Annotated in this window: 17 protein-coding genes and 1 pseudogene; 3 read left to right on the forward strand and 15 right to left on the reverse strand. The window is 65.4% G+C overall.

Going from position 1 to position 20,668, the window contains the following annotated elements:
- Window positions 1-60 precede the first annotated feature (60 nt).
- Window positions 61-2,532, reverse strand: a complete 2,472-nt coding sequence (locus PSEMO_RS16820; protein WP_075804123.1) for a TonB-dependent receptor plug domain-containing protein — start codon at window positions 2,530-2,532, stop codon at window positions 61-63.
- A gap of 64 nt (window positions 2,533-2,596) precedes the next feature.
- Window positions 2,597-4,840, reverse strand: coding sequence for a TonB-dependent receptor (locus tag PSEMO_RS16825; RefSeq protein WP_075804124.1), 2,244 nt, complete (start codon window positions 4,838-4,840; stop codon window positions 2,597-2,599).
- Window positions 4,841-5,164: 324 nt separating this feature from the next.
- Between PSEMO_RS16825 and PSEMO_RS32975 the strand changes: the two genes are divergently transcribed.
- Entirely contained in the window at window positions 5,165-5,422 is a 258-nt protein-coding gene (locus PSEMO_RS32975) for a hypothetical protein (RefSeq protein ID WP_144443587.1), read from the forward strand.
- Window positions 5,423-5,482: 60 nt separating this feature from the next.
- Here the strand turns inward: PSEMO_RS32975 and paaZ are convergent, their stop codons facing one another.
- The 9 genes and pseudogenes from paaZ to paaA form a co-directional block, all read right to left on the reverse strand.
- Entirely contained in the window at window positions 5,483-7,537 is a 2,055-nt protein-coding gene (paaZ, locus tag PSEMO_RS16830; RefSeq protein WP_075804125.1) for a phenylacetic acid degradation bifunctional protein PaaZ, read from the reverse strand.
- Window positions 7,538-7,570: 33 nt separating this feature from the next.
- Window positions 7,571-8,797, reverse strand: a complete 1,227-nt coding sequence (locus PSEMO_RS16835; protein ID WP_075804126.1) for an OprD family porin — start codon at window positions 8,795-8,797, stop codon at window positions 7,571-7,573.
- 31 nt (window positions 8,798-8,828) lie between these two features.
- Window positions 8,829-10,397: pseudogene (locus tag PSEMO_RS16840) on the reverse strand (cation acetate symporter); the annotation flags it as partial.
- The gene (locus PSEMO_RS16845) at window positions 10,388-10,696 is read right to left on the reverse strand and encodes a DUF485 domain-containing protein (protein WP_075804128.1); all 309 of its coding nucleotides are present in this window, start codon (window positions 10,694-10,696) and stop codon (window positions 10,388-10,390) included. The gene PSEMO_RS16845 and the pseudogene PSEMO_RS16840, both read right to left, overlap by 10 nt.
- Window positions 10,697-10,958: 262 nt before the next feature.
- Complete coding sequence (gene paaE, locus PSEMO_RS16850) at window positions 10,959-12,035, reverse strand: 1,2-phenylacetyl-CoA epoxidase subunit PaaE (RefSeq protein WP_075804129.1); 1,077 nt, start codon at window positions 12,033-12,035, stop codon at window positions 10,959-10,961.
- Window positions 12,036-12,055: 20 nt separating this feature from the next.
- Window positions 12,056-12,589, reverse strand: coding sequence for a 1,2-phenylacetyl-CoA epoxidase subunit PaaD (gene paaD / locus PSEMO_RS16855; protein WP_075804130.1), 534 nt, complete (start codon window positions 12,587-12,589; stop codon window positions 12,056-12,058).
- Complete coding sequence (gene paaC / locus PSEMO_RS16860) at window positions 12,576-13,331, reverse strand: 1,2-phenylacetyl-CoA epoxidase subunit PaaC (RefSeq protein ID WP_075804131.1); 756 nt, start codon at window positions 13,329-13,331, stop codon at window positions 12,576-12,578. Before paaC ends, paaD begins: the two co-directional genes overlap by 14 nt.
- Window positions 13,331-13,612 (reverse strand): 1,2-phenylacetyl-CoA epoxidase subunit PaaB, encoded by a 282-nt coding sequence (paaB, locus tag PSEMO_RS16865; RefSeq protein ID WP_075804132.1) that lies wholly within the window; start codon window positions 13,610-13,612, stop codon window positions 13,331-13,333. The genes paaC and paaB overlap by 1 nt, the downstream gene beginning before the upstream one ends.
- Before the next feature lie 23 nt (window positions 13,613-13,635).
- Window positions 13,636-14,625, reverse strand: coding sequence for a 1,2-phenylacetyl-CoA epoxidase subunit PaaA (gene paaA, locus PSEMO_RS16870; protein ID WP_075804133.1), 990 nt, complete (start codon window positions 14,623-14,625; stop codon window positions 13,636-13,638).
- Window positions 14,626-14,826: 201 nt separating this feature from the next.
- Here paaA and PSEMO_RS16875 point away from each other — a divergent pair, with 201 nt between their 5' ends.
- Entirely contained in the window at window positions 14,827-15,402 is a 576-nt protein-coding gene (locus PSEMO_RS16875; RefSeq protein ID WP_075804134.1) for an NAD(P)H-dependent oxidoreductase, read from the forward strand.
- Window positions 15,403-15,405: 3 nt separating this feature from the next.
- Complete coding sequence (locus PSEMO_RS16880) at window positions 15,406-15,981, forward strand: TetR/AcrR family transcriptional regulator (protein WP_075804135.1); 576 nt, start codon at window positions 15,406-15,408, stop codon at window positions 15,979-15,981.
- 132 nt (window positions 15,982-16,113) lie between these two features.
- On the opposite strand, the gene paaK is transcribed toward PSEMO_RS16880, so the two are convergent.
- The 4 genes from paaK to paaH form a co-directional block, all read right to left on the reverse strand.
- On the reverse strand, window positions 16,114-17,433 hold the full coding sequence (gene paaK / locus PSEMO_RS16885) for a phenylacetate--CoA ligase PaaK (protein ID WP_075804163.1): 1,320 nt from the start codon (window positions 17,431-17,433) through the stop codon (window positions 16,114-16,116).
- A gap of 73 nt (window positions 17,434-17,506) precedes the next feature.
- Window positions 17,507-18,718, reverse strand: a complete 1,212-nt coding sequence (pcaF, locus tag PSEMO_RS16890; protein ID WP_075804136.1) for a 3-oxoadipyl-CoA thiolase — start codon at window positions 18,716-18,718, stop codon at window positions 17,507-17,509.
- Entirely contained in the window at window positions 18,715-19,155 is a 441-nt protein-coding gene (gene paaI, locus PSEMO_RS16895) for a hydroxyphenylacetyl-CoA thioesterase PaaI (RefSeq protein ID WP_075804137.1), read from the reverse strand. Before paaI ends, pcaF begins: the two co-directional genes overlap by 4 nt.
- Entirely contained in the window at window positions 19,148-20,665 is a 1,518-nt protein-coding gene (gene paaH / locus PSEMO_RS16900; protein WP_075804138.1) for a 3-hydroxyacyl-CoA dehydrogenase PaaH, read from the reverse strand. The genes paaI and paaH overlap by 8 nt, the downstream gene beginning before the upstream one ends.
- Window positions 20,666-20,668 lie beyond the last annotated feature (3 nt).

The raw sequence follows: 20,668 nt of genomic DNA on the forward strand, positions 1-20,668 counted from the left end.
AGGCAGATGTGACAGAGACAGCCAAGAAGAGCCGCAAGCGCGGCTCTCGATCATCCTCGTTTAAAAGTCGTAACTCACACTGGTGTAATAAAACGCCCCCTGCGCCCCCTCCGGCGAAGTGATCGAATACTTCGGCACCCCATACAACTGCGCGCCTTTCAGCCTGTCCGGATGGCTGTCGAACAGGTTGATCGCGCCCACCGACAGCTTCAGCCCCAGGTCGAAACGATAGCTCAGGTCCAGATCGGTGACCCATTGCGGGCTGAAGGTCTGGTCCAGCGCCGGGTTGCTGGCGTTCAGGCTTTTCCATTCGCCATAGCGGCGTTGGGTCACGGTCAGCCCCCAGTTCTCATACAGCCAGTTGGCGCTGAAGGTCAGCTTGTTGTCCGGCGTGCCGTGCTCGATCAGGCCCTGGGTCGCGCGCCCGACGATCTGCTCGCCACTGATCCCGCCGACATCCCGCAGGTCGGTGATCCGCGTGCGGGTCTTGGCGAAACCGGCATTCAGGTCCAGCCGGCCATAGGCCGCCAGGTCCAGTTGATACTGGCCGCTCAGCTCGATGCCATCGGTGCGGGTGTCGGCGATATTGGTGTAGAACGCCGCGCTCTGGATAGTGGCGTAGGGCGTGCCGGCGAAGATCGGCCCGACCACGCTGGACGGCAACTGGTCGGAGAGGGTGATGCGGTTGTCGATATCGATGCGGTAGGCGTCGATGCTCAGCGAGGCATTGGTCAATGGCCGCCAGACCAGGCCCAGGGAGTAGTTGGTCGACTCTTCCGGTTTCAGCGCCCGGCCGCCCAGCAGCGCCGCTTCCGGGCTGTCGGCACGCAGGGTGCGCTGCTGCACCTCGACCCAGTTGCCGCTGCCCGAGGGTTGCTCGACCACCTGCACGCTGAACGACGACAAGCCGCTCTGCACCAGCGACGGCGCCCGGTAGCCACTGCTGATACTGCCTCGCGCAGCGATCTGCGGGGTGAAGTCATAACGCAGCGAGAGTTTGCCGTTGGTGGTGTCGCCAAAGTCCGAATAGTGCTCGGAACGCACTGCCAGGCCGGCCTGGAACTTGTCGGTGATCTGCCCTTCGAGGTCCAGGTAGGCGCCGAATACCTTGCGCTCCAGCGAGGCGGCGTCGACGTTGGTGATCCCCGAGTAATAGCCGGGCAGACGACGCCCGGTGAGCGGATCAAGGGTGTTGAACAGCGCACCGTTCTGCCAGCCCGCCGCTTCGCCAGCGGTCAGGGTGTAGTTTTCCTTGCGCCAGGCCAGGCCTGCCGAAACGGTCAGCGGCTTGGCCAGCAGGTCGGTGGGGAAGTCGCGGACCCAGTCCAGGGTCAGGTTGGTCTGCTCGTTCTCCCTTTCGCCTGTGTAGATGTTGTACGGGCTGTTTACGCCCCAACTCGGGTTGATCGCGTCGCGATCGGTGGATTTCAGCGTGTCATTGCCGTAGTTGGCCGCCAGGTCGAACTTGCCCAGTTGCTCGTCTTCGTAACGCACGCCGCCGGTAACCGCGTAGTCCTCCAGGGCATAGCGGGTGATCGGCAGGCGTCCGTCCGGGTAGCGCGACAGGGCCACGCTGCCGTAGTTGCTGCGCAGGGTGGTGGGCGGATCGAAGAAACCTTCGGCATCGGTGTTCTTGTGCGAGTAGGTGGCGAAACCGTAGGCGGTCAGGCCCTCGCCGATGCCGATCTCGCTGTTGGCCACCAGGTTGTATTGGTCGCTGACCCCGCCCGAGCCCCAGCGCCAGGTGCGGTAGCGGTTGTTCTGCTCGCGGGGCGTGTTCACGCTGGTGTCGCCAGGATAGAAGATGCGGTTGTCCGGGCGGGTATCGCTGGCCGGGTCCTGGTTGCCGGCATCGAAGGACAGGGTCAGGAAGCCGTCGTTGGGCAGGGCAAAGCCCTTCCAGCCACTGAGCTTGCGCTGCAGGCCGTCGCCCTTGTCGTAGCCGCCGAAGCGGTAGCCGATGCTGCCGCCGTCGTCGTTTTCCTTGAGGACGATATTGATCACCCCGGCAATCGCATCCGAGCCGTACTGGGCGGCGGCGCCGTCACGCAGGATTTCCACCCGCGACACCGCGCTCAGCGGAATCAGGCTCAGGTCCACTGCCGCTGCGCCACGGCCATTGGCCAGGCTCTGGCGGGTGACGTTGGCGCTGCTGTGGCGGCGCTTGCCATTGACCAGCACCAGCACCTGGTCCGATGCCAGGCCGCGCAATGAAGCGCCCTGGGCAATGGAACCGGCGAAGGCGCCCTGGGGCGACTGCGGGAAGCTGAACGATGGCGACAGGGCGGTGAGGGCACCAGACAGGTCCTTGGCTCCGGTTTCCTCAAGCTTCTCGGCGCTGAGCACATCGACCGGCGCGGCGCTTTCCAGGGCGGTGACATCGCTGCGGCGGGTGCCGACCACGACCACGGTATCGAGTTTGTCGTTCTTCGCAGCGGCGCCACTGGCGGGCTCCTGGGCCTGGACGACGGGCACGGCAAGGCTGCCGATGACCAGCGCGATGGCGCCGGCCAAGGGATCGGGACGGAACATGGGGGACTACTCCTGTAACACGCAAGAGGGGCCGGCGACCCGCTGGATCGCCGGAAAACGGGGGTCAGAACCGGCTGGTAACGCTCAGGCCGACGGTGCGTGGGTCGCCATAGGTGATCACGTACTGCCCGGCGGTGCCGTTGGGGCGGCCGTGGACCTGGTAGCGGCGATCGGTGAGGTTGTTGACGAAGCCGGTGACGCTGAGCTTTTCGTCGGCGCTGAACCAGGTCAGGCGGCTGTTGGCCAGGGTGTAGTGGGGCTGGTTGAGCGGCGCGTCGGCGCTGCTTTGGCGGTCGGCGAGGAAATATTCCTTGTCGCGGAAGCTGACATCGCCACCGGCCACCAGCTTGCCGGGGATATCCAGCGGCAAGGTGTAGTCGGCGCCGAGGGACACCACGTAGCGCGGCGAACGCACGAAGCTGTTGCCGCTGTAGTCGGCGGTGACCGCACCGGTGTTGGGGTTGGTGTTCTTGAAGTCGGTGTATTCGGTATCGAGGAACGACAGCGCGCCGCGCAGGTGCAGGCGATCGGTGGGCTGGCCCTCGATCTCCAGTTCCGCACCCTTGACCTTGCCCTTGGCGCCATTGGTCAGGGCGGTGGTGAGGATACCGCTGTTGACCGTCAGCAGGTTCACCTGGATGTCCTGGTAGTCGTAGTAGAAGACGTTGGCGTTGACCGTCAGGCGATGGTCGAACCACTCCGACTTCAGGCCCAGCTCATAGGCATCCAGTTCTTCCGGATCCACCGTGGTCAACTGCGCCAGGCTGGTGGACAACCCGGTGTTGAAGCCGCCGGAACGGAAGCCGTGGGCATAGCGGAAGAACACCCGCAGGTTGTCGTTGATCCGGTATTCCGGTGTCAGGTCGTAGGTCCAGGCCTCCCAGCGCTTGCTTTCCTCGCGGTTGCCGTTGCTGCCGGCGGCGGCCAGCGGGATCAGCGGGCCGTTGGCGGTGGCGCGGGTCAGTTGGGTCAGGTCGAGGTCGATATCCTTCTTCTCGGTGGTCCAGCGCAGGCCGCCGGTGACCGTCAGGTTATCGGTGAAGTCATAGGCCAGGTTGCCGAACAGCGCGTAGCTATCAGTGCGGTGGGTGTAGTCGAGGTTGCGATAATCCACGGCGCCACCGGTCTGGTTGGAGCCGGTGCCATTGGGCGTCGGGCCCGGGATGATGCTGCGTACCGTGCTGTTGTCCAGGGTCTCGTGGAAGTAATGGGTGCCGAGCATCCAGCGCAGGGTTTCCTGGGGCGAGGAGGCCAGGCGGAACTCCTGGGAGTACTGGTCGTAGAGGCTGTCGTTGTCGCTGGCGCCGTTGACCTCGTAGGGCGTGTAGTCGGCGTCGGTCAGCGACTGGTTGCGGATATGGTCGTAGGCGGTGATCGAAGTCAGGGTGTAGTCGCCGAGGTTCCAGTTCAGGGTCAGCGAGGTGCCGCTGTGGTCCAGCTTGTAGTCCTCGTCGGTATTGAGCTCGATCTTGCGACCGGCCGGACGCTGGTAGCCAACGTTGTAATAACGTCCCAGGGTCAGCGAGCCGCTGCTGCCATCGCCCTTGAACTCGCGGCCGTGGATCTTCAGCAGGGCTTCCAGGTCTTCATTGATTTTGGCCAGGAACTGCACACGCACGGCCTTCTTGTTCACGTCGCCGTAGGTCTGGTCGTTGCTCAGGTTATGGGTGAAACCGTCGCGCTCCTCGGAATATAGCGAAACCCGGCCGGCCAGGCGATCGTCCACCAGGGAGCCTCCGATGGCGCCGTTGAGGATGCGTTCGTTCTTGCTGCCGAAGCCGATGGTGCCGTAGCCGTCGGTATCGAAGGTCGGCTTCTTCGAGATCACGTTGACCGCGCCGGCGGTGGTGTTCTTGCCGTACAGGGTGCCTTGCGGGCCTCGCAGGATCTCGATGCGCTCCAGGTCGAACAGCGGCCCGCCGCCGGCCACCGGGGCGTTGAGGTAAACGTCGTCGGCATAGATGCCCACCGGGTACACGGTAGCCGCGCCGGTATCCCCGGTACCCAGGCCGCGGATATACCAGCGCGGGCGGCCGTCGCCGTCCGGGTTCTTCGCCGAGGCGTTGGGAATGAAGGTGGTGATATCGCCCATGGCGCGCACGCCGTCGGCAGTCAGGCTGGTGCCCTGAACCGCCGAAACGGCCACCGGAACCTCTTGCAGGGTTTCTTCCCGGTGCTGGGCGGTGACGGTCACGGTTTTCAGGGCGGGCGTGGTGCTGGTGTCGTCATCGGCGTGAGCCAACTGATACTGGCCGGCCAATAGAAGACTGAGGCCGATGCCCCTGGTGATTGGATTGATCTGGAACATGCTGCTTCTCCCCGAGCGTTGCAGATACAGGGCTAGAGCAGGGTTTGTGCCATGTTTTCAAGTGGTTGATTTTGCTTGGAAAAGCGGATTTCACAGGGCGGCTGTGCTAGGCAGGCAGCAGGGGGCTGGTGAATCCCTGTTGCTACAGCAGCAATGGTTGCGCAGGCAGCAGTGGCGAGGCTTCCGGCTAACCAAGGCATAACCTTTGGGCTCGGAAGTTTCGCAAAGTTGTGGGGAAACTTCCTTTCGTGGGTTTGAGACTCGAATTTCACAAGTCGGATGTTTTACTGTGCGGGCCTGGAAATTTTCGTCGGGACAACAACCATGAGAAAAGTCGACGGTCGGCCTGCAGCGGACACCCAGGTTGAGCGTGGTTCGCCGGAGCTCCTCAGCACGGTTCGCTGGGTGCTTCTAGTGCTGCTGTGCCTCGCCACGGGTTTCGGCCTGGTGATGCTGTTCTGGAGCGGGGACATGCAACCGGAGTCGCCGTGGTACTGGAACCGTGTGCTGGCACTGCCGCTGATTGTCGGGGGCTACCTGTATGGGGTGCGCTGGCTGGCGCTGGAGGGGCGTGACAAGTGAGCGGCGGCCAAGCAGTCAGCGGCGTTGCCGGCGATGAGGCCGGCAAGCGCAATGAAGGCGTCAGCCCTCTTTTTTGACCACCAGGGTCAGGATGTCATAACTCGCCACCAACTCCCCAAGCTGGTTGGTCACCTCCACATCCCAGGCCACCACCCCTTGCGCAATCCCCTGCGGGCTCTTCTTGCCCTGGTCGATCTTGCGTTTGCAGGTCAGCCGCGCCTGGATGGTGTCACCAATTCCCACCGGATTGATAAAGCGCAGATTATCCAGCCCGTAGTTGGCCAACACCGGCCCCGGTGCCGGGCTGACGAACAACCCCGCCGCCGCCGACAGCACGAAATACCCGTGGGCAATCCGCTTGCCGAACTGCGAGTCCCGCGCGGCGATCTCGTCGAAGTGCATATAGAAGTGATCCCCGGAAAGACAGCCGAAGTTCACCAGGTCCGCTTCGGTCACCGTGCGCCGATGAGTCAGCAACGACTCGCCAATGCGCAGCTCTTCGAAATGCCGGCGGAACGGGTGCACTTCGGTTTCGATCACCTCGGCGCCGCGCACGTACTCGCCGGTCACCGCCATCAGCATGCTGGGCGAGCCCTGCACCGCAGCACGTTGCAGGTAGTGCTTCACGGCACGCAGCCCACCCAGCTCCTCGCCACCGCCAGCCCGACCCGGGCCGCCGTGCTTGAGCTGAGGCAATGGCGAACCATGCCCGGTGGATTCGGCCGCCGCTTCAGCATCCAGCACCAGCAGCCGGCCATGCCAGGCCGCCGCGACCGGCACGGCCTTGGCCGCAACGGCGCGGTCAGCGGTGATCAGGCTCGCCACCAGGCTGCCCTTGCCGCGCGCGGCCAGGTCGAGCGCTTCATCCAGGTCTTCATAGGTCATCAAGGTGCTGACCGGCCCGAACGCCTCGATATCGTGGGCGCCGCCTTCGGCATGGGCATCCCGGGCCAGCAGCAGGGTCGGGGCGAAGAAGGCACCGTTGGCAACGCCTTCGCCACGCGGCTCGAAACCGTCACGGGCGCCGAACAGCAGGTCGCAGCTTTGCAGCAGTTGCTCGACCCGCTCGCCGACATCCGCCTGCTGCGCATGGGACGCCAACGCGCCCATGCGCACGCCTTCCACCGAGGGATCACCCACCACCACCTTGTTCAGGCGATCCCGCAGCCGGGTTGCCACCGCATCCAGATGCTTGGCCGGCACGATGGCCCGGCGAATCGCCGTGCATTTCTGCCCGGCCTTGGTGGTCATTTCCCGGGCGACTTCCTTGATATACAACTCGAACTCCTCGCTGTCCGGGCTGACGTCCGGGCCGAGGATCGAGCAGTTCAACGAGTCGGCCTCGGCGGTGAAGGGCACCGAGTTGCGGATCAGGTTCGGCGTAACCCGCAGTTTCGCGGCGGTGTCCGCCGAGCCGGTGAAGGTCACCAGGTCCTGGCCATCCAGGCGCTCCAGCAGGTCGCCAGTACCGCCGATCACCAGTTGCAGGGCACCCGGCGGCAGCAGGCCGGATTCATCGATCAGGCGTACCACGGCTTCGGTCAGGTAGCTGGTGGCGGTAGCCGGCTTGACGATGCACGGCATGCCGGCGAGGAAGGTCGGGGCGAATTTCTCCAGCATCCCCCAGATCGGGAAGTTGAAGGCGTTGATATGCACCGCGACCCCGGCCCGGGGCACGAGGATATGGCTGCCGGCAAAACGGCCCTGCTTGCCCAGCGGGATCGCCGGGCCTTCGTGCACCAGGTTGCCCGAGGGCAATTCCCGGGCGCCGATGCCGGCGTAGGAGAACAGCGTGGCATTGCCCCCCTCGATATCGATCCAGCTGTCGGCCCGGGTCGCGCCGCTGTGGTGGGACAGGGCATAGAGCTGCTCCTTGCGCTCGGCGAGGTACAGGGCCAGGGCCTTGAGCCGCGCGGCGCGCTGCTGGAAGTCCAGGGCCATCAGGCCGGCGCGGCCCTGCTGGCGACCCCAGGCCAGGGCCTCGGCGAAGTCCGGGCGCTCTTCATGGCTGTAGGCGAGCACATGGCCGTCGATGGCGCTGCGCAGGGACTGGGCGCCGTGCTGGCCGATCCAGCGACCGGCGATAAAGCTTTGCAAGGTAGGGGCAGCAGACATCGGTGTGTCCTCCAATTCTTGTAAGAGGCGCTGTTACCACAGCGCCAGGGTGTAGCCGACGATCAGGCGGTTCTCGTCCAGGGCATTGGTCAGGCCATTGCCGGAACGGAAGGTGACGTTGCGCCAGCGCAGGCTGACGTTTTTCAGTGGGCCGCTCTGGATCACGTAGGCGATATCGGTGTCGCGTTCACGCTCGCGGCCGTTGTCGATGCCCGCCGCCTTGGCGTGGCGACCGTCGGTGTAGCGGGTCATGAAGCTCAGGCCGGGGATGCCCAGGGCGGCGAAGTCGTAGTCGTAGCGCGCCTGCCAGGAATCCAGCCCGGCGCGGGTGAAGGTGTTGTAGGTGACCAGGTTGACGGTGTACGGGTCGCCGCCGTTGAGGAAGGGGAAGGCGCTGTCGCCGGACATCTGCTGGAAGGTGCCGCTGAACTTGTGCGCGCCCACTGCCAGGGTGAACATGCCGTTGAAGTTGCGGTTGTCGATGCGTCCGGCGCGCTCGGCACCGTCGCCACGGCTGTCGAACCAGCGCAGGTCGCTGCGCAGGCTCATGCCCTCGGCCAGCGGCAGGGTGTGGACCAGGCCGACGTATTGCTGGCGATAGATGTCTTCGAGCTTGGCGTAGTAGTAACTCACCGCCAGTTGCGGGTTGAAGGCGTAGGTGCCGCCGCCGAAATCGAAGTGGTCGCTGGTGGCCGCGCCGTAGCCGATATCGTCGTTGCTCGACGAGTCGCGCAGGTTGGCCTTGGTCAGGCGCCCGCCGTTCACGGTCAGGCCGTCGATGTCCTGGCTGGTCAGAAGGCCGCCCTTGAAGGTGGACGCCAACAGGCGAGTGTCGTTGTAGGTGACCACCGGCAGCAGCGGTTGCAGGGTGCCGAGGCGCAGCACGCTTTTCGACAGGCGTACCTTGGCGGTCACGCCCAGTTCGCTGTAGTCGTCCGCCGGCTCCAGGCTGTTGCGGCCATAGGGCAGCAGGCCGGTGTTGCGGCGGTCGCGGCTGGAGTCCAGCTTGATGCCCAGCTGGCCCATGGCATCGACGCCGAAGCCCAGGGTGCCGTCGGTAAAGCCGGACTCCAGCTTGGCGGTGAAGCCCTGGGCCCATTCCTCGGCCTTGGATTGCGGCGCGTTGTCCTGGCGGAAATCGCGGTTGATGTAGTGGTTGCGCAGTTCGATCTTGGCGTGGCTGTCCTCGATGAAGCCGGCCAGGGCCGGGGTGCAGGCGAGGGGCAGGGTGAGTCCGGCCAGAAGGCGAATGGGGTTCATTGTTGTTATTCCCGAGTCGTCGTTTGCGTGATTAGTGTTTGCTGGCGCCGGCAGCGCCGATTCCGGTCATGGAGCGGATGAACTGGGCCAGGTAGCGGCCGCGCTCCTCGCTGGCCTGGGCCGAGCGGTCGGTGACCGAGAACGCCCAGGCCGCCAGGAAGGCCGCGCTCATGGAGAACAGCGCCGGGTTGGAGTAGGGGAACAGCGCCTTGTCGTGATGCAGCACGTTGACCCACACCACCGGGCTCAGCACCAGCAGGATCACCGCCGAGGCCAGGCCGGCCAGGCTGCCGGCCACGGCGCCGCGAGTGGTCAGGCCCTTCCAGAACATGGAAAGGAACAGCACCGGGAAGTTGACCGAGGCGGCGATGGCCAGCACCAGGCCTGAGAGGAAGGCGATGTTCTGCGACTCGAACATCAGGCCGAGGATGATCGCCAGCACGCCGATCACCAGGGTGGCGACGCGGGATACGCGGATCTCCTCCTGCTCGCTCGCCTTGCCCTTGCGCACCACGCAGGCATAGATGTCATGGGACACCGCCGAGGCGCCGGACAGGGCCAGGCCGGCAACCACTGCAAGGATGGTGGCGAAGGCCACGGCCGAGATGAAGCCGAGGAACAGGTTGCCGCCCACGGCCTGGGCCAGGTGCACGGCGATCATGTTGCCGCCGCCGATGATCGCGCCGCTTGCATCGCGGTACGCGGGCTCGGTGCCGACCATGACGATGGCGCCGAAGCCGATGACGATCAGCAGCAGGTAGAAGTAGCCGATGAAGCCGGTGGCGTAGAACACCGATTTACGCGCTTCCTTGGCATCGCTGACGGTGAAGAAGCGCATCAGGATATGGGGCAGGCCGGCGGTGCCGAACATCATGCCCAGGCCTAGGGAAATCGCATCCACCGGGTTCGACAGCAGGCCGCCCGGGGCCATGATCGCCGTGCCCTTGGCGTGCACGGCGGCCGCGCTGGCGAACATCGCCTCGGTGCTGAAGCCGAAGTGCTTGAGCACCATGAAGGCCATGAAGGTGGTGCCCGACAGCAGCATCACTGCCTTGATGATCTGCACCCAGGTGGTGGCCAGCATGCCGCCGAAGGTCACGTAGAACACCATCAGCACGCCCACCAGCATTACTGCGTACAGGTAGCTGATGCCGAACAGCAGCTCGATCAGCTTGCCGGCGCCGACCATCTGCGCCACCAGGTAGAGCAGGGCCACGGTCAGGGTGCCGAAGGCCGAGGTCAGGCGCACCGGGGTTTGTGCCAGGCGGTAGGAGACCACGTCGGCGAAGGTGTACTTGCCCAGGTTGCGCAGGCGCTCGGCGATCAGGAACAGGATGATCGGCCAGCCGGCCAGGACGCCCAGGGCGTAGAGCAGGCCGTCGTAGCCGTTGAGGAACATCATCGCCGAGATGCCGAGGAAGGACGCGGCGCTGATCATGTCGCCGGCGATCGCCAGGCCATTCTGCATCCCGGTCAGGCCGCCGCCGGCGGTATAGAAATCGCTGGCCGAGCGGGTGCGCAGGGCGGCCCAGCGGGTGACCCCGAGGGTGAAGACGACGAACAGCAGGAACATGCCGATGGCGGTCCAGTTCATTGTGCGCACTCCTGCTTGACCTTGTCGTTGAGCGGATCGAGGACATTGTTGGCGCGGTACACGTAGATGCCGGTGAGGGCGAAGGACAGCAGCACGATCAGCACACCCACCAGCATGCCGACGCTGGTCACCCCGCCACTGAGGGACTGGCCGAGGTTGCTGGGGGAAAAGGCCACGAGCAGGACGAAGCCGTAGTAGATCACCAGCATCGCGGCGGTGAGGCTGCCGTTGAGACGGCGCTTGCGCCGCACCAGTTGCTGGAAGTCGGGGTGGTTGCTGATGGATTCGATATGACTGGGGGTCATGGGTGGGCGCTCTCTTGATCTTGTTGTAGTTGTTGTGTCGTTCACGCTTGGGGGTATTGCTGTGTTCTTTCGGGCCTCATCGCTGGCAAGCCAGCTCCCACAGGGATCGCGTGTACCGCCGGGCCTGTGGGTGTCATTCAGGGCCCTATCGCTGGCAAGCCAGCTCCCACAGGTTTTTGTGTCAAACCTGGATCCACTGATCGACGCCGACCCTGTGGGAGCTGGCTTGCCAGCGATAGGGCCGGTACAGGCGAAAAATTCCTTAGAGCTGATCGAAGTCGAGCACCACCCGCTCACTCAGCGGATAGCTCTGGCACGACAGCACATACCCGGCCGCCACCTCGTAGTCCTCCAGGGCATGATTGCTGTCCATTTCCACCTCGCCCTCGATCACCTTGCACTTGCAGGTCGAGCAGACCCCGGCCTTGCACGAGTAGGGCAGTTCGGCGCCGATGGCATTGCCGGCATCCAGCACGCTCCGGGTATTGCGCGGCAGCTCGAAGGACAGCGCCCGGCCATCGCTGATCACGGTGATCTGGCTGGTCGCCGAATCCACCTGGCGCGCCGCTTCCCGGGCCTGGCGGCGCTCGTCGCTGCCGGCGGCGGCAAACAGTTCGAAGTGGATCTTTTCCGCCGCCATCCCGCGGGCCTTCAGGGCATCGCGCACGGTCTCCGTCATTGCCTGCGGCCCGCAGATAAACGCCGCCTCCAGTTGCGGCACCTCCAGCCAGCGGCTGAACAGCTGTTCGCATTTGCCGGCATCGATGCGCCCGTTGTAGAGGTCGATGTCCTGCTGCTCGCGGCTGAACACGAAGATCAGGTTGAGACGCTGCAGGTAGCGGTTCTTCAGGTCTTCCAGTTGCTCGCGGAACAGCGCCGAACCACTGGCGCGGTTGCCGTAGAGGAGGGTGAAGCGGCTGTTCGGCTCGGCTTCCAGGGTGGTCTTGACGATGGACAGGATCGGCGTGATGCCGCTGCCGGCCGCCACCGCCAGGTAGTGAGCGTGACGCGCCGGGTCCAGCGCGGTATGGAAGCTGCCGGACGGCGGCATCACGTCGATCACGTCACCGGCCGCCAGCACCTCGTTGGCGAACGCGGAAAAACGCCCGCCGAGGACTTTCTTCACCGCTACCCGCAGTTCACCGTCGTTGACCCCGGTGCAGATCGAGTAGGAGCGGCGCACTTCTTCATCATCCAGATGGGTGCGCAGCACCAGGTACTGGCCCTGGGTGAAACGGAAGGTCTCGCCCAGCTCCCGCGGCACATCGAAGAGGATCGACACCGCATCACGGGTTTCATTGCGCACTTGCTTGACGGTCAGGCTATGGAACTGGCTCATGGGAAATCTCCAGCAAGCGCTCAGATGCACTTGAAATAATCGAAGGGCTCGCGGCAGTCGCAGCAGCGGTACAGGGCCTTGCACGCAGTGGAGCCGAACTCGCTGAGCACTTCGGTGTGGGTGCTGCCGCATTGCGGGCAGGCGATCACGTCGGACTCGCCCAGCAGGCTGCGCTTGTTCGTGCTGCCCAGCGGCGCGGCGATGCCATAGGCGCGCAGGCGTTCGCGGCCGGTGGCGCTGATCCAGTCGGTGGTCCAGGCCGGGCTGAGCTGGCGGTTCAGCGCCGGTGCCGGGAAACCGGCTTGCTCCAGGGCGGCGCGGATGTCCTGCTCGATCACCTCGGTGGCCGGGCAGCCGGAGTAGGTCGGGGTCACCGTCACCTGCAGGTGCCCGTCGGCCCAGTCCAGCCCGCGGACGATGCCCAGGTCGACCACGCTGACCACCGGCACCTCCGGGTCCATGACCTGTTCCAGCACCGTCCAGGCCTGGCGCAGGTCATCGGGCCGCGAAGCGCGGGCGCCGCGGTCGCTGGCGATCAGCTCACCAGGTCGCATCGGGATAGGCTCGCGGCAGGGATTGCATCTCCGCCAGCAGCAGGCCCAGGTGTTCGCTGTGCACGCCCTGGCGTCCGCTGAGGTAGAAGTGGCTGGCCGCTTGCGGTACCGGCAGGGTGGCGCGCTCGAAGGTGGCTTCGACCTGCGCCTGCCAGTCCAGCGCGATCTGCTGCAGATTGCCGATCACCCCGGCCTGGAACAGGCGCTGCTCGACGGCATCGGCATCCACCAGCTCGACGGTGTAGCGCCAGACCAGGGGCAGGGCGGCGATCATGCGCTGGCGGCTTTCCTCGGTGCCGTCGCCCAGGCGCTCGACCCACTCGCCGGAACGGCGCAGGTGATAGGTGACTTCCTTCAGCGCCTTGGCCGCGATGCCCTGGATACGCGCGTCGCTGGAACGGACCAGGCCTTGCAGCACGGCGAAATGCCAGGCGTCGTAGAAGAACTGCTTGAGGATGGTCACCGCGTAGTCGCCGTTGGGTTGCTCCACCAGCAGCAGGTTGCGGTAGGCGCGTTCGTCACGGCGGAAGGCCAGGTGATCGGCGTCGCGGCCGTCATCGGCCAGCTCGGCGGCGTATTCCAGCCAGTTGCGTGCCTGGCCGACCAGGTCGAGGCCGACGTTCATCAGCGCCAGCTCTTCTTCCAGCGCCGGGGCACGGCCGCACCACTGGCACAGGCGCTGGGCCTGGACCATGGCGCTGTCGCCCAGGCGCAGCAGGTACTGGATCAGATCCGCATTCATCACATGTGCCCCACTTCAGCCGGCAGCTCGTAGAAGCTGGCGTGGCGGTAGATCTTGTCTTCCGACGGGGCGAACAGCGGGTCCTTCTCGTCGGGCGAAGAGGCGGTGATCAGCGCCGAGGGCACCACCCACAGGCTCACGCCCTCGTTGCGCCGGGTGTACAGCTCGCGGGCATTCTCGATGGCCATGGCGGCGTCGGCGGCATGCACGCTGCCGACATGCTTGTGGTTGAGCCCGTGCTTGCTGCGCACGAACACTTCGAACAGGGTCCATTCGGACATGGCGATATCTCCTCGGGCGGCGCTCAGGCGGCGTTTTTATTGGCTTTTTTCTTGGCGTGGGCGACCGCGGCCGCGCGCACCCAGGCACCGTCCTCGATGGCCTGGCGGCGAGTCGCGACGCGCTCCTGGTTGCACGGGCCATTGCCCTTGAGCACTTCGTAGAACTCGTCCCACTGGATCTGGCCGAAGTCGTAGTGGCCGCGCTCGGCGTTCCACTTCAGCTCAGGGTCCGGGGCGGTGCAGCCGAGCAGTTCCAGTTGCGGCACGGTCTGGTCGATGAAGCGCTGGCGCAGTTCGTCGTTGCTCTGGCGCTTGATCTTCCAGGCCATGGACTGGGCGCTGTTGGGCGAGTGCTCGTCGCTCGGGCCGAACATCATCAGCGACGGCCACCACAGGCGGTTGATCGCGTCCTGGACCATGTCCTTCTGCGCCTGGTTGCCCTCGCGCATCATGGTCAGGAGGATTTCGTAGCCCTGGCGCTGGTGAAAACTTTCTTCCTTGCAGATGCGGATCATCGCCCGCGAGTACGGGCCGTAGCTGGTGCGCTGGAGCACCACCTGGTTGACGATTGCCGCACCATCCACCAGCCAGCCCACCGCGCCGACATCGGCCCAGCTCAGGGTCGGGTAGTTGAAGATGCTGGAATATTTTGCTTTTCCGCTGTGGAGTTTGTTTATTTCTGTATCACGATCAGCGCCCAGGGTTTCCATGGCGCTGTACAGGTACAGACCGTGCCCAGCTTCGTCCTGGATCTTCGCCATCAGTTGCAGCTTGCGCTTGAGCGACGGGGCGCGGGCGACCCAGTTGCCTTCCGGCAGCATGCCGACGATCTCGGAGTGGGCGTGCTGGGAAATCTGCCGGATCAGCGTTTGCCGATAGGCTTCCGGCATCCAGTTCCTGGCCTCGATCTTGATCTCGGCATCGATGCGTTCCTGGAAGGCGCGTTCCTGTTCGGACATCTCGTCCAGGGTCTTCAGGCGCTTGACGCCGGTTTCGACCAATTGTGCGTACATGTGTGTCTCCCGCCTTTTTGTCGTGGGGGCTTTGGGGCGTGGACACAGTTATAAGTGATACAAAACCAAATATCAAACACAAAAATACGTGTCGTAATTGGTTTTTGTATCGCATTGCACGATGAGGGGTGGGGGATTGTCAGATGTACCAATCGTATATACCTTTGGTACATCAATTCAGCCCTCGCAGGAGTTCGATCCATGCATGCCTTGATCGTGGTTTCCCACCCTGACCCGCAGTCCCTTACCCAGCGTGTCGCCGCCGAACTGGCGGCGAATATCAGCCAGCCCCATAGCTTCGAGATCGCCGATCTGCACGCCGAAGGGTTCGATCCGCGCTTCAATCCGGATGACCTGGCGCTGTTCCGCGATCAGTCCCCGGTCCCGGCAGACGTGCTTGCCGAGCAGGCGCGCATCGACCGCGCCGACGCGCTGGTGCTGGTGTTTCCGGTGTACTGGTGGTCGTTCCCCGGTCTGCTCAAGGGCTGGATCGACCGGGTCTTCAGTGGCGGCTGGGCCTATGACCAGGCCGAGCAAGGACTGCTGCAGCGCTTGCCGGTCCACCTCGTGGCAATTGCCGGCGCCGGCCCGCGCACCTACGACAAGCACGGCTACTCGGTGGCCATGCAGACCCAGATCGAGCACGGGATCTTTGGCTATTGCGGCGCGCGGGTGGCATCCTCGGTGCTTTTGACCCAGGCCGACGAGGATTTCCCCCAGGGGCATATCGAGACGGCACGGCGCCTGGGTCGCGAGCTGTTCGACAAGAGGACCTGAGGCATGAGTGATACCCGCAAGCGGCTGACCCGCGAGCAGCGCCTGGCGCAGTTGCTGGAGGTGGCCCGGCGAGTGATTGCCGAAGAGGGCACCGATGCCCTGAGCCTCGGGCGCCTGGCGGAAGCGGCGGGGATCACCAAGCCGACGGTGTATGACCATTTCGGCACCCGGGAAGGGTTACTGACGGCGTTGTACCGGGATTTCGAGGTGCGGCAGAACCTGTTGATCGACGGCGCGATGGCGGCGGGCGAGGCCACGCTGAAGGGCAAGGCGCGGGCGATTGCCGAGAGTTATGTGGATTGTGTGTTGGCTGAGGGGCGGGAGATTCCCGGCGTGCTGGCAGCGCTGGAGGGCTCGCCGGAGCTGGCGCGGTTGAAGCGCGAGTGCCAGCTGGAGTTCCTGGGCAAATGCCGGGTGGTGCTCGGGCCTTTTGCCGGGGCGCTGTCGACGGCGGGGTTATGGGGGATGCTCGGGGCCGCCGATGCCCTGTCCGGCGCGGCGGTGGCCGGGGAGATCGGGGATGAGCAGGCGCGGGGGGAGTTGTTCGAGGTGATTGTGAGTCTGGTGAGCAGGAGCTGAGAGTTTCATCGCCAGTGAGGGCCAATCGCTGGCAAGCCAGCTCCCACAGGTTCACCACTGTTCTTGAGAACACCGCTGTACCTGTGGGAGCTGGCTTGCCAGCGATGAGGCCCGAAAGACAGGCCTCAGTCTTCAAACAGCCTGCTTTCTCTTGTCATACACATGACAAGCCTTCCCCTCCGACCGTTTGATCGAATACGCCGGCTGCAACACGATCCGCGAGCTGATGCCGATATGGGTCTTGATATGCCGGCTCAGCTCCGAGCACACCTCTTTCTGCTGCGCCTCTCCCAACTGCTGGTGCTCGCCGCGTAGCTCGACATGGATATCGATGCTGTCCAGGTTGCCATTGCGGTACAGGTGGATCTCGTAGCATTCAGCGAGCTGCTTGACCTTGAGCACCTGCTCCTCGACCTGGGTCGGGAACACGTTGACCCCGCGGATGATCAGCATGTCGTCGCTGCGCCCGGTGATCTTGTCGATGCGCCGCATCGGCCGCGCCGTGCCCGGCAGCAGGCGGGTCAGGTCGCGGGTGCGGTAGCGCACCATCGGCAGCGCTTCCTTGCTGAGGGTGGTGAACACCAGTTCGCCCAGCTCGCCATCCGGCAGCACTTCACCCGTCACCGGATCGATGATTTCCGGGAAGAAATGGTCTTCCCACACCGTCGGCCCGTCGCGGCTTTCCGCGCACTCCATGGCCACGCCCGGCCCCATGATCTCCGAGAGCCCATAGATGTCCAGGGCGGTGATGCCCATGCGGGCTTCAATGGAGGCGCGCAGCTCCGGGGTCCAGGGCTCGGCACCGAAGATGCCCAGGCGCAGGGCCAGTTTGTGCGGGTCGATGCCCTGGCGCTCGATCTCGTCGGCCAGGTTGAGCATGTACGACGGCGTGACCATGATGATGTCCGGCTGGAAATCACGGATCAGTTGCACCTGCTTCTCGGTCTGCCCGCCGGACATGGGGATCACCGTGCAGCCCAGGCGCTCGGCACCGTAGTGCGCACCCAGCCCGCCGGTGAACAGGCCGTAGCCATAGGACACATGCACCTTGTCGCCCTTGCGCCCGCCGGCCGCGCGGATCGAGCGGGCCACCAGGTCGGCCCAGGTGTCGATGTCCTTCTGCGTGTAGCCGACCACCGTAGGTTTGCCGGTGGTGCCGCTGGAGGCATGCAGGCGCACGATGTCGTGCTGGGGCACGGCGAACAGGCCGAAGGGGTAGTTGTCGCGCAGGTCGTTCTTCACGGTGAAGGGGAATTTCGCCAGGTCGGCGAAATCCTTCAGGTCGGACGGATGTACGCCCAGCTCGTCGAAGCGCTGGCGGTACATCGGCACGTTCTGATAGGCATGGTCCAGGCTCCAGCGCAGACGCTCCAGCTGATGGGCGCGGAGTTGGTCGATGCTAGCGGTTTCCATCGGGTCGAGCACGGAGGCGGGGGCAAGCTGCATGTTCATGGGTTCACTCTGCATGTTGTTCTTGTGAGTGCATGGCGCCAAGCATAACCCGGCGCCGCTGAGCGTTCTGTATTCAGTGGTCGAGTCGTTCGATGATCAGCGCCAGGCCCTGGCCGACCCCGATGCACAGGGTGCACAGGGCGTAACGCCCCTGGCGCCGTTCCAGTTCGTGCAGCGCGGTGGTGACCAGGCGCGCGCCGCTCATGCCCAGCGGGTGGCCGAGGGCGATGGCGCCGCCATTGGGGTTGACCCGCGCATCGTCGTCGGCCAGCCCCAGTTCCCGCAGCACGGCCAGGCCCTGGGCGGCGAAGGCTTCGTTGAGTTCGATCACGTCCATGTCGGCCAGGGCCAGGCCGGTCAGTTCCAGGACCTTGCGCGTCGCCGGCACCGGGCCGATGCCCATGATCCGCGGCTCGACCCCGGCGCTGGCCATGCCCACGACCCGACCACGGGCTTTCAGACCGTAGCGCTTGGCGGCTTCCGGGCTGGCCAGGAGCAGGGCGCAGGCGCCGTCGTTGACGCCCGAGGCATTGCCGGCGGTGATGCTGCCGCCCTCACGGAACGGCGTGCCCAGGCGTTGCAACTGTTCCAGGGTGGTATCGCCACGCGGGTGCTCGTCCTGCTCGACCACCTTGTCCGGCCCCTTGCGCTGGGCAATCCGCACCGCAACGATTTCCTCGGCCAGACGCCCATTGGCCTGGGCTGCGCCGGCACGCTGCTGGCTGCGCAGGGCAAAGGTGTCCTGGTCGGCGCGGCTGATGTTGAACTGCTCGGCGACGTTCTCGGCGGTCTCCGGCATGCTGTCGATGCCGTATGCGCGCTGCATCAGCGGATTGACGAAGCGCCAGCCGATGGTGGTGTCGAACAGCTCGGCCTGACGGGAAAACGCAGTCTCGGCCTTGCCCATGACCAGCGGCGCCCGGGACATGGATTCGACGCCGCCGGCCAGCACCAGCCCGGCCTCGCCGCAACGGATCGCCCGCGCCGCCGCACCCACCGCTTCCAGCCCGGACGCGCAGAGACGGTTGAGGGTGACGCCGGGCACGCTGACCGGCAGCCCGGCCAGCAGCGAGGACATGCGCGCCACGTTGCGGTTGTCCTCGCCGGCCTGGTTGGCGCAGCCGTAGACCACTTCGTCGATCTGGCTCCAGTCCACCTGCGGATGGCGCTCCATCAAGGCGCGCAGGGGGATGGCGCCGAGGTCGTCGGCACGCACGCCGCTCAGGGCGCCGGCATAACGGCCAATGGGCGTGCGCACGGCATCGATGATCAGGGCATCTTTCATTTCAGGGTTTCCTCGGGCAGCACGCTGCCGCGTATCTGGTAGGACTTGCCGCGAAACACGGCGATCAGCTTGCCGTGCTGGTTTTCGATGCGCACGTCGTAGACCCCGGTGCGCTTGCCCCGGCTCAGTTCGTTGCAGGTGGCGGTCAGGGTGTCGCCGGCAAAGGCCGGGGCGAGGTAGTCGATGCTGCAGCCCTGGGCGACGGTGGCGTCGTTATGGCTGTTGCAGGCGAAGGCGAAGGCCGAATCGGCCAGGGCGAACAGGAAGCCGCCGTGGCAGGTGGCGTGGCCCTGGAGCATATCGGCGCGCACGCTCATGCCCACCGTGGCGCTGCCCGGCCCGCTGGCCAGCAGGCGCATGCCCAGGCCCTGGCTGGCGGCGTCACGGTCATACAGGGCCTGGGCGCAGCGGCTGGCCAGATCCAGACGGTCATTCATGAAAAGGCACTCCTTCGGCCAGTTGCCGACGCAGTTGCAGGGAAGGGCGGTAGCGTTCTTCGCCATAGGCGGCTTGCAGGTGGTCGAGGACCCGCACCAGGGTGGCGGCGCCCAGCTGGTCGGCCCAGGCCAGCGGCCCCAGCGGGTAATTGACCCCGGCGCGCATCGCCAGGTCGATATCCGCCGCCGAGGCCACGCCTTGCAGCAGGGCATCGGCGGCTTCGTTGGCGAGCATGGCCACGGTGCGCAGCACGCACAGGGCCGGGCTGTCGCGCAGCGGGGTGACGGCGATGCCGGCTTTGTTCAGCAGCGCGACGATCGGGCTCACCGCCTCGCGTGAGGTGCCGGCCGACCAGCTAATGGCGAGCCGACTGCAGGTGCGATAGTCCAGCGCCAGGTCCAGCAGCACCAGTTGGCCCAGTCCTTCGTCGGCACTGCGCTGGCTGGCCAGGCGACCGTCGCTCAAGGCCACCGTGGCCTCGCCGATGCGCAGCAGGCCACGACCGGCACGCCGATGGATCTTCACCTGGTGTTCGGCCAAACGCTCCAGCAATGGCTGCAACAACCCGGCATCGCCTTCGACGATCACCTCCGGCACAGTTGACGTGCTGCCCAGGCTCACCGGCTGCGGCCGCTGCGCGCCTTCGCGGTAGTCATAGAAGCCGCGCCCGCTCTTGCGCCCGAAGTGCCCGGCATCCACCAGCTCCTTCTGGATCTGCGAGGGCTGGAAGCGCATGTCCTGGTAATAGGCGTCGAACACCGAGCAGGTCACCGCGTAGTTGACGTCATGGCCGATCAGGTCGGTCAGCTCGAAGGCGCCCATGGCGAAACCGCCGGCCTCGCGCAGCAGGGCGTCGAGGCTGGCGCAATCGGCGGCGCCTTCCTGCAGCAGGCGCAGGCTTTCGGCATAGAAAGGCCGGGCCACGCGATTGACGATGAAACCGGGCGTCGAGCGCGCCAGCACTGGCTGCTTGCCCCAGGCCTGGGCGGTGGCGAGCACCGTGGCGACCACATTGGCGTCACTGGCCAGGCCCTGGATCACTTCCACCAGTTGCATCACCGGTGCCGGGTTGAAGAAGTGCATGCCGACCAGCCGCTCAGGTCGCTGCATCCCTGCGCCGAGGCGGGTGATGGAGAGCGACGAGGTGTTGCTGGCGAGAATGCAGTCCGGAGCGCACAGGGCTTCCAGCCGGGTCAGCAGCGCCTGCTTGATCTCCAGGTTCTCGACGATGGCTTCGATCACCAGTCCGGCGTCCGCCAGTTGTTCCAGGCTGTCGGCCGGCAGCAGGGCGGACAGGCAGGCCTCCCGGGCCTCGGCGCTGAGCTTGCCGTTGGCGACGCGCTTGCCCAGTTGCCTGCCGATGCCTTCGATGGCCTGGGCGGCGGCGCCCGGACGGTTGTCATGCAGCCAGACCCGGTGCCCGGCACTCGCCGCGACCTGGGCGATTCCGGCGCCCATGGCCCCGGCGCCGATCACTGCCACGGTGATGTTCTTGTTCAATGCGCTCATCGC

Origin of the sequence: Pseudomonas putida (assembly GCF_001941965.1) — a bacterium.
GTDB lineage: Bacteria > Pseudomonadota > Gammaproteobacteria > Pseudomonadales > Pseudomonadaceae > Aquipseudomonas > Aquipseudomonas putida_L.